The 8,930-nt window shown below is 40.8% G+C and carries 11 protein-coding genes, 1 rRNA gene and 1 pseudogene; 12 read left to right on the forward strand and 1 reads right to left on the reverse strand.

The features are described 5' to 3' along the window. Window positions 1–22 precede the first annotated feature (22 nt). Window positions 23–139 (forward strand): 5S ribosomal RNA (gene rrf, locus L634_RS0127370). Window positions 140–473: 334 nt separating this feature from the next. On the opposite strand, the gene L634_RS0127375 is transcribed toward rrf, so the two are convergent. Next, window positions 474–677: a sigma factor G inhibitor Gin gene (locus L634_RS0127375; RefSeq protein WP_026585144.1), complete on the reverse strand. Its 204-nt coding sequence runs from the start codon at window positions 675–677 to the stop codon at window positions 474–476. A 271-nt stretch (window positions 678–948) separates the two neighbouring features. Here L634_RS0127375 and L634_RS0127380 point away from each other — a divergent pair, with 271 nt between their 5' ends. The 11 genes and pseudogenes from L634_RS0127380 to L634_RS0127430 all read left to right on the forward strand — a co-directional run. Further along, the gene (locus L634_RS0127380) at window positions 949–2,385 is read left to right on the forward strand and encodes an aminotransferase class I/II-fold pyridoxal phosphate-dependent enzyme (RefSeq protein WP_026585145.1); all 1,437 of its coding nucleotides are present in this window, start codon (window positions 949–951) and stop codon (window positions 2,383–2,385) included. Window positions 2,386–2,405: 20 nt separating this feature from the next. After that, window positions 2,406–3,044 (forward strand): dTMP kinase, encoded by a 639-nt coding sequence (gene tmk / locus L634_RS0127385; protein WP_026585146.1) that lies wholly within the window; start codon window positions 2,406–2,408, stop codon window positions 3,042–3,044. A gap of 227 nt (window positions 3,045–3,271) precedes the next feature. After that, window positions 3,272–3,601 (forward strand): cyclic-di-AMP receptor, encoded by a 330-nt coding sequence (locus tag L634_RS0127390; protein ID WP_009336682.1) that lies wholly within the window; start codon window positions 3,272–3,274, stop codon window positions 3,599–3,601. 56 nt (window positions 3,602–3,657) lie between these two features. Continuing rightward, window positions 3,658–4,098: a YaaR family protein gene (locus L634_RS0127395; RefSeq protein ID WP_026585147.1), complete on the forward strand. Its 441-nt coding sequence runs from the start codon at window positions 3,658–3,660 to the stop codon at window positions 4,096–4,098. A gap of 13 nt (window positions 4,099–4,111) precedes the next feature. Continuing rightward, the gene (gene holB, locus L634_RS0127400) at window positions 4,112–5,119 is read left to right on the forward strand and encodes a DNA polymerase III subunit delta' (RefSeq protein WP_026585148.1); all 1,008 of its coding nucleotides are present in this window, start codon (window positions 4,112–4,114) and stop codon (window positions 5,117–5,119) included. Next, entirely contained in the window at window positions 5,112–5,939 is an 828-nt protein-coding gene (locus L634_RS0127405; RefSeq protein WP_026585149.1) for a PSP1 domain-containing protein, read from the forward strand. The genes holB and L634_RS0127405 overlap by 8 nt, the downstream gene beginning before the upstream one ends. A gap of 12 nt (window positions 5,940–5,951) precedes the next feature. Continuing rightward, a complete protein-coding gene (yabA, locus tag L634_RS0127410; protein ID WP_026585150.1) occupies window positions 5,952–6,326 on the forward strand; it encodes a DNA replication initiation control protein YabA in 375 nt (124 codons plus the stop codon). A gap of 110 nt (window positions 6,327–6,436) precedes the next feature. Continuing rightward, complete coding sequence (locus L634_RS0127415) at window positions 6,437–7,177, forward strand: tRNA1(Val) (adenine(37)-N6)-methyltransferase (protein ID WP_026585151.1); 741 nt, start codon at window positions 6,437–6,439, stop codon at window positions 7,175–7,177. After that, complete coding sequence (locus L634_RS0127420) at window positions 7,167–7,430, forward strand: GIY-YIG nuclease family protein (RefSeq protein ID WP_026585152.1); 264 nt, start codon at window positions 7,167–7,169, stop codon at window positions 7,428–7,430. Before L634_RS0127415 ends, L634_RS0127420 begins: the two co-directional genes overlap by 11 nt. A gap of 282 nt (window positions 7,431–7,712) precedes the next feature. Then, window positions 7,713–8,588, forward strand: coding sequence for a 16S rRNA (cytidine(1402)-2'-O)-methyltransferase (rsmI, locus tag L634_RS0127425; RefSeq protein ID WP_026585153.1), 876 nt, complete (start codon window positions 7,713–7,715; stop codon window positions 8,586–8,588). A 124-nt stretch (window positions 8,589–8,712) separates the two neighbouring features. Further along, window positions 8,713–8,930: pseudogene (locus L634_RS0127430) on the forward strand (IS5/IS1182 family transposase); the annotation flags it as partial.

Here is an 8,930-nt window from a genome sequence, read left to right on the forward strand (position 1 = left end):
GACCTTTCTTCAAACCAAATAGTCTGGTGGCGATAGCGAGAAGGTCACACCCGTTCCCATGCCGAACACGGAAGTTAAGCTTCTCAGCGCCGATGGTAGTTGGGGGCTGTCCCCCTGTGAGAGTAGGACGCTGCCGGGCAACTGAAAGAGCACCTGAATAGGTGCTCTTTTTGTGTATCCAAAAGTCGGTTTGTGAATAGTTTAAAATTTGGAATGGCTTAGCTTCATTTACAGATTATCGGTCACTTCCTCCTAATTTTCGGTCAGAATTTTTTTTATCGGTCACTTCATGAATATAACGGTCAAATTTCAATTTTATCGGGCAAAGTTTCCAATATATCGGTCAGCTGGCTTAATGGAGCCATTTGTGAGGTTTTATAGTAATAAAAATATTCTTCAGTTTTCAGCATCTTTCAAATTGGTCTGATGAAAAAGCTCTAAAATAAAAAGCCCCTGATCCAAGGAGCTCCGTTTTAAGAAAAAATTTCTGGCATCGTTATTTTTTTAAGTTTCTTTAAGTAATAATTGTATTTTGGACTGCTTGTATCTGTCGTAATCAAATCTTTTTCACAATCTGTGCAGATAAAAGAAGTGTATAGATGTATTCCCCTTGTTTTAGTCTGCTCGCAAATGACACATTCTTCCCCTGCATGTTTTTTTACTAATAGCGAACCCAATCACTCCACCTCCATACACTTATTCTGCCCAGTTATTATCTATTGTATACAATTTTTCGAATATTCATTGGCGGGTTTTTTGAGGTTACTTGATTAATATTGTATGATGAAAATCTCTTTTGGGTGTATGTCTATTAAAGATTTCTTTAATAAAATTCCTTATAAAATGCGGGGGATCCTTCATATGGAGCTGCAGGCTCTTTATAGGATGTACCCTATTTGTTAAAATAGGAAAAGAATCTAAAGGAAAGTGCACTAAATTGGTGATGAAATGAATCAAAAAAAGACTCCATTATTTGATAAGTTAAAAGAGCATGCCTCACAAGGCCCTTTATCTCTTCATGTCCCGGGACATAAGTATGGAGGACTTTTAAAGGGTCCAGAGGAAGAGTACTTTAAAGGTCTATTAAAGCTTGATGCAACAGAGCTTAGTGGCCTGGATGACCTGCATTCCCCAGAGGGAATTATTTTAGAGTCACAAAGGCTGCTTGCCAATTTATATGGAGTCTCTGCTAGTTACTTCCTGGTAAATGGATCTACGGCAGGAAACCTTGCCATGATTATGGCAGCTGTGGGAGAAAATGATACCGTATTGATACAAAGAAATTGCCATAAATCGGTTTTTAACGGTATTTCTTTAGCAAAGGCCAAACCAGTTTTTTTGGCGCCTGACTACAATAGCGATTGGGGTGTGGCTGGGGGAATAGCATTGGAAACGGCTAAAGAAGCTATTAAGCAATACCCAAATGCGAAGGCGCTGATTTTAACATATCCCAATTATTATGGAATGGTTTTTGAATTGGAGCAAATCATTAAACATGCCCATCAGCATGGAATTCCTGTTTTGGTGGATGAAGCCCATGGCGCGCATTTTATAGGAGGAAAGTGTTTTCCGGCATCTGCTGTCCAGCTTGGTGCGGATATTGTTGTACAATCTGCCCATAAAACATTGCCTGCTATGACAATGGGGGCGTACCTGCATTTTAATAGCATGCTTATTAATAGGGGAAAATTAGAAAGCTATTTGGAGATTCTCCAATCAAGCAGCCCTTCCTATCCAATTATGGCGTCGCTTGATGTGGCTAGGTCCTATTTAGCTTCTTTTTCGGAAAGTGATGCGGATTATTTAAACCACAAGATAGAAAGTTTCCGGCATCTCTTGAGCAATGTAAGAGGGATTAGAGTTTTATCATATGATACCGGCATCGGAGATCCTCTGAAGATTACTATTCAATCAACGACGAAGCTAAGCGGATTTGAATTGCAGCAAATATTGGAGGAGAATGGCATCTATGCGGAAATGGCTGACCTCTATAACGTCCTGCTTGTTTTTCCATTGCTGAAATTAAATATGGAATACCCAATTGAACGTGTTGTCTGTTGTTTAGAGGACGCATTGAAAGCTTATTTATATTCAGAGGATTATAAAAAACGGATCTCCTTTTCAAAAAGGCCCATTTCAGATCTTCCTTTAACCCAAAAGGCAATAGAAGAGCTTTCCATCCGAACGGTTTCGTTTGAAGAGGCTATCGGCAAAGTTTGTGCTCAGCAGGTGACACCTTATCCACCGGGCATTCCGCTGTTGTTTCCGGGGGAAGCTATTCAAGGTGAGGATATACATAGTATAAAAATGCTCATAGAAGCAGGGGCACGGTTCCAAAATGAGGGAAGTTTAAAAGAAGGTACAATTAAGATTTTCGAATACTAATAACAGCTGGAGGAAGTAATATGAATAAAGGGATGTTTATTACTGTGGAAGGTCCTGAAGGTGCCGGAAAAACGACCATCATTAATATGCTGGCAAACAGGCTTGAAAATGCAGGTCTTCAAGTCCTTCAAACAAGGGAGCCTGGAGGAATTGAGATTGCAGAACAAATCCGAGGTGTCATTCTCGATAATAAGAATATAAAAATGGATCCCAGAACGGAAGCCCTTTTGTATGCAGCAGCCAGAAGGCAGCATCTTGTTGAAAAGGTAAAGCCTGCATTAGAAAAGGGGTATCTGATATTATGTGACAGATTTATTGATAGTTCTCTGGCCTATCAAGGTTATGCAAGGGAACTGGGGATTGAGGAAGTCTTCTCTATTAACAGCTTTGCAATTGAGGGGATGATGCCTAAACTAACATTGTATTTTGATATTGAACCGGAGGCTGGATTAGAGAGAATCAATCAGCATAAGGGTCGTGAAATCAATCGTCTTGACCTGGAAAATTTGGATTTTCATCATAAAGTACGTGAGGGATATTTTAAATTAATGGAGCTTTATCCTGAACGAATCTATAGGATTGATGCTTCAAAACCATTGGAGGACGTCTATCAGGAAGCAGAAGCAAAACTGTATGAAATGCTGGGTGGGAAAATTTAGGAAAAGACCTTAAAGATCGTATGTCTTTAAGGTCTTTTTGTAAGAGATAAAGCTGCACAGTAGTATGATCCAAGCGCATACGCTCATGTAACGCATTTGGTTAAGTCAAAATAATTATTGATAAAAATAATCTCCTTTGAATTCCCTTAATTTCTGCTTGAGCATAAAATAATTGATATAATAAAGGTAAGAAACAACGGAAATTAAATAGTAAAGGGGATGAATATATGAAATTAATCCTGGCAGTTATACAGGATCAGGACAGCAATAAACTAATGAATGCATTGGTGGATAATAATTTTCGGGCAACAAAGTTAGCAAGTACTGGCGGGTTTTTAAAATCCGGAAATACCACATTCATGATCGGCACGGAGGATATTCGGGTGGAAAGGGCTCTGCAGATTATTAAAGAGAACTGCCGGGCAAGGGATCAGCTTGTTGCACCTGTATCACCAATGGGCGGAAATGCTGATTCCTATGTGCCATATCCGGTAGAAGTAGAAGTCGGCGGTGCCACCGTTTTTGTATTGCCTGTTGAGCAATTCCATCACTTTTAATATAACGAATTTGTATTTAGAGGGCCATTACTGGCCCTTTTTCCGGAGGATAATGTATGAAAATCAACCAGGATCTTCGGCTTAAACTGGACAACGTGCGCCAGGACCAAAAGCAAGCAGCCGGGAATAGAGCCAAGTTTTATGAAATGGTGCAAAAGCAGGACCAAAAGATGCAGGCTTCACAGCTCCAGGGGCTGTTAAAAGATATAGATGCAGCCGGTGAACGGCTTTCCCGCTCACGGACCTTTAAGGATTTGGCCAAGTTTAAAACATTGGTTAAGCGGTTTGTGAAGGAGGCTGTGGATTTTGGCATGGAGCTTAAGCAACGCAAAAGCTGGAATCAATTTGGTCAAGGCCGGTCGCTAAGGGTTGTCGAAACCATAGATGAAAAGCTTTCCGAGCTGACAGATGAACTAATGAAAAAAGAGGAATCATCTATTGAAATACTTGGTAAGGTTGGAGAAATTAAAGGACTTTTAATTAATTTATATACGTAAGAGAGTGATCATTGTGGGAAAAACGTGGGAACAGCTGGAGTCGATACAGCCAGTTGTACTTAAAATGTTTAAAAATAGCATCGAAAAGGATCGGCTGGCCCACGCCTACTTATTTGAAGGCATGAAAGGGACAGGGAAGCGGGAAGCGAGTATGCTGCTTGCCAAAAGCCAATTTTGTATGGAGCCTCTTGAAGGGTATGTTCCATGTGAAACATGTTCAAACTGTAAAAGGATTAATAGCGGCAACCATCCGGATGTCCATATCCTGGAGCCGGACGGGCTTTCTATTAAAAAGAATCAGATTCAGAGCCTTCAGGAAGAGTTTTCAAAGACAGGTGTAGAATCTAAAAGAAAACTTTATGTGATTGTACATGCAGATCGGATGACAGTAAATGCAGCCAATAGCTTGCTGAAGTTCCTGGAAGAACCCCATTCGCAGACAACGGCTATTTTAATTACGGAACAGTCCCAGCAAATGCTTCCTACTATTCTTTCCCGCTGTCAGACGATATCTTTTAAACCCTTATCTCCTGTGGAAATGATCGAGCAATTAAAAAATAATGGAGTAGATCCAAGTCAAGCACCATTACTTGCACAGATTACCAATAATTTGGATGAGGCTTTGGAATATAGTTCTGATGATTGGTTTGTACAAGCACAAAAAATAGTGTTAAAATTATATGAAGTGGTTAAGAAAAATCCGCTTGAGGCCATGGTTGCACTTCAGGAGGATTGGTTCTTGCACTTTAAAGAGAAAGAGCAGATTGATCGAGGCTTAGATCTATTACTTCTTATTTTTAAAGATTTACTATATATACAGCTTGGCAAACAAGACCAGGTTGTCCATCTAAACGAAAAACACCGTTTAGAGCAGTTTGCACTGCAATCTTCTACAAAGCGTCTTACTGAACAGATGTCGGCTGTTTTGGAAGCAAAAAGAAAATTACAGGCAAATATGAATCCGCAGCTGTTGATGGAACAGCTTGTGTTAAAATTGCAGGAGGGATCTTCCTTTGTATGATGTAGTAGGAGTGCGCTTTAAAAAAGCGGGCAAAATATATTATTTTGATCCCGGAGATCTCTCAATACAAAAGGATGACTTTGTCATTGTTGAAACTGTTCGTGGCGTAGAGTACGGTAAGGTAGTAATTGCCCCGAAGCAGGTTGATGAACATGACGTTGTCCTGCCATTAAAAAAGGTCCTTCGTATTGCAGATCAAAAGGATCGCATGATTGTCGAAGAGAACAAGCAGGCCGCTAAAGAAGCATATGAAGTTTGCTGTGAGAAGGTCAACACACACCACCTTGATATGAAGCTTGTGGATGTTGAATATACATTTGATCGAAATAAAGTCATTTTTTATTTTACGGCTGACGGGCGAGTTGACTTCCGTGAACTTGTAAAAGACCTTGCAGCGATATTCAGGACAAGAATCGAACTGCGCCAAATTGGTGTAAGGGATGAAGCGAAAATGCTGGGCGGCATTGGTCCATGCGGCAGAATGCTTTGTTGTTCCACATTCCTGGGCGATTTTGATCCTGTGTCCATAAAAATGGCAAAAGACCAGAATCTTTCGTTAAATCCTACGAAAATATCAGGATTATGCGGACGCTTAATGTGCTGCCTGAAGTATGAAAATGATGAATATGAAGCAGCAAAAGAACAGCTTCCGGATCTCGGGGAGTGGATCGAGACCCCTGATGGCCCTGGCAAAGTCGTAGGTTTAAATATATTGGAGCGTGTTCTTCAGGTTGATGTTAAAGAACAGGAACGCGTACTCGAATATACACTTGATGAAATTTTAAAACAAGGTGCTGTATCAGTTCAGTCCACAGATTAAGAGGTGGAAGGCGTGGATAAAAAAGAAATCTTTGACTCAGTGAGTAACATGGAAACCCAAATTGGAGAGTTATATCAGCAGCTTGGTGAGTTAAAGCAGCATTTGGCAGAAATACTTGAAGAGAATAACTCTTTAAAGCTGGAAAATGAGCATTTAAGACGCCATTTAGACATATCTACGAAAAAGGAAAGTACAACAGTTAAGAAGGAAAAAGCAGCACAGCCAGCCGGAGATGCGGATGAGGATAAGGTAATTGATATTGGTGAGGGTTATGATAATTTGGCCCGCCTATATCAGGAAGGCTTTCACATTTGCAATCTCCATTTTGGCAGCCCAAGAAAAGAGGGCGATTGCCTGTTTTGCTTGTCTTTCCTTAATAAGAAGTAAACATTTAGCCTTCCTGATTAAAGGAAGGCTATTTTTCCATAGAAAGAGGCTTAATTAGCCTTTTTCGGAAAACACTACGATTAAGAAACATAAAGCATGGAGGATCAAGAATGGACTTTTTAAAAGAAGGTGAACGGCTGGACTATTTGCTGGCAGAGGATATGCGGATCATCCAGAGCCCGGCCGTGTTTTCTTTTTCATTGGATGCTGTCCTGCTGGCCCGCTTTGTATATGTGCCAATTCAAAAAGGCAATCTCATTGACTTGTGCAGCGGAAATGGTGTTATTCCGCTATTTTTAAGCACAAGAACTAAGGGGAATATTACCGGGGTGGAAATTCAGGAACGCTTGCATGATATGGCTGTAAGAAGCATTGAATACAATAAGCTTCAGAATCGTATTCAAATGATTCTTGGAGATATAAAGGAAATGCCCAAAATGCTCGGGTATGGAAAATTTGATGTTGTGACTTGCAATCCACCCTATTTCCCCACCCCCTCTCAAGATGAAATAAATGAGAATGAACATCTGGCAATTGCCCGCCATGAAATTCTTTGCACCCTGGAGGATGCCATTAAGGCTTCCAGCCAGCTTGCAAGGCAGGGAGGCAAGGTGGCATTTGTCCATCGGCCGGGCAGATTTTTGGATATTGTGACCTTAATGCGAAAGTATAAGCTCGAACCCAAAAGAGTGCAATTTGTATATCCGAAGGCTGGAAAGGAGGCAAATACTCTGCTGGTTGAAGCGGTTAAAAACGGAAGTCCGGATTTGAAGGTATTGCCTCCAATATATGTATATAATGATGAAAATGAGTACACAGCTGAAATGAGAGAGATTTTATATGGGGAATAGTCATTATTTTTATGTTCTTCATTGCAAAGATGGCAGTTTATATGCGGGATATACGAATGATCTCGAAAAAAGGGTAAAGGTCCACAATGAAGGAAAAGGGGCCAAATATACAAGAGGGAGAGGGCCAGTTAAGCTAGTCTACTCCAAATCATTTCCTGAAAAAAGCGAAGCCATGAAAGCGGAATATGAATTTAAGCAATGGTCCCGGAAAAAGAAGGATGAGTTTTTAAAACATCAAAATGTTTCATTTTAAAAATTCGCTGTATTAAAGTATTTTGGTACCCTTGTTGATTGGAGCGGAAGGTGCGAAACATAAGCGGGAGAAATGAGTCAAATTGAGGCCCTGCAGGCATGAATGTGCTGAGGAGCGTCGGGTCACCCGCGGAAGGCTTGACCACCTGGAGCGGAAATCAACAGGCAAGATTTACAGGACCTAAAAATATAAGAACGGTCTAGCTCCGAGCGCCATTGGCTCAAGGTCTAAAGCCGATAAGCAGGCGCTCTGCGCTTTACGTATGAGAGACGGGTGGTACATATGTGGCAGCAAAAAAGCTTTGAACATGAAGAAGCAAAAGGAATACTCTATCTAGTTCCGACTCCGATCGGCAATTTGGAAGATATGAGTTATAGAGCTGTAAGGATTTTAAGAGAAGCTGACTTTATCGCGGCAGAGGATACACGAAATACTAAAAAGCTTTGCAATCATTTTGACATTGCAACGCCAATTATCAGCTATCATGAACATAATAAGGAAACAAGCGGGCAAAAACTCCTGGAGAAAGTGGCGGATGGTGCAAAGATTGCCCTTGTCAGTGATGCGGGAATGCCGGCCATTTCAGACCCGGGTTATGACCTTGTAACAGCTGCTGTTGAGGAAAAGCTGACAGTGGTGCCGCTTCCTGGTGCGAATGCTGCTCTAACCGGGCTGATTGCTTCCGGAATTGACACACAGCCTTTTTATTTCTATGGATTTCTGAACAGACAGAAGAAAATAAAGAGACAAGAGCTGGAAAACCTGGCGAGGCTGTCAGCGACAATCATTTTGTATGAGGCTCCACATCGCCTTAAAGAGACCCTTTCTTTGATTGGAGAACAAATGGGGAATAGAAAAATCGCCCTATGCCGGGAACTAACGAAAAGATACGAAGAGTTTATTAGAGGAACCGTTCCAGAAGCCATTGATTGGGCTGCCAGCGGTGAAGTAAGAGGAGAATTCTGCATTATTATCGAAGGTGCTTCTGAGGCAATGAAGGATGAAGAATCCGCCTGGTGGGAACACCTTTCAGTAGAAGATCATGTAAAGTATTATATAGAAGAAAAAGGCTTGGCAAGCAAAGAAGCCATTAAGCAGACAGCGAAAGACCGAGGGGTAAGTAAACGGGATGTTTACCATGCCTATCATATTGAGTAATAAAAAAAGCTTCTCAAAAGTTTTGAGAAGCTTTCAGACTGTCGACAAACTCGATGAAAATCGTGCTTGTCTGCAGTCTTTTTTATTTTAAAATAGAAGTAATACAATGCTTGAGGTGATTTAAATGCTTTCAAAACATAATCCAATTCAACGGGATCAAATTGAAATGGTTGCTTTAGACGAACTTGTACCGGCGGACCATTTGGTCCGCAAAATTGAAGCGGCGATTAATTTCTCATTCATCTATGACTTGGTAAAAGATAAGTATTCAGAAAAAGGCCGCCCAAGTATTGACCCTGTAATATTAATTAAACTCACATTTATTCAATATACCTTCGGTAT

The organism is Bacillus sp. J33 (assembly GCF_000518885.1).
Classification (GTDB): Bacteria; Bacillota; Bacilli; order Bacillales; family Cytobacillaceae; genus Cytobacillus.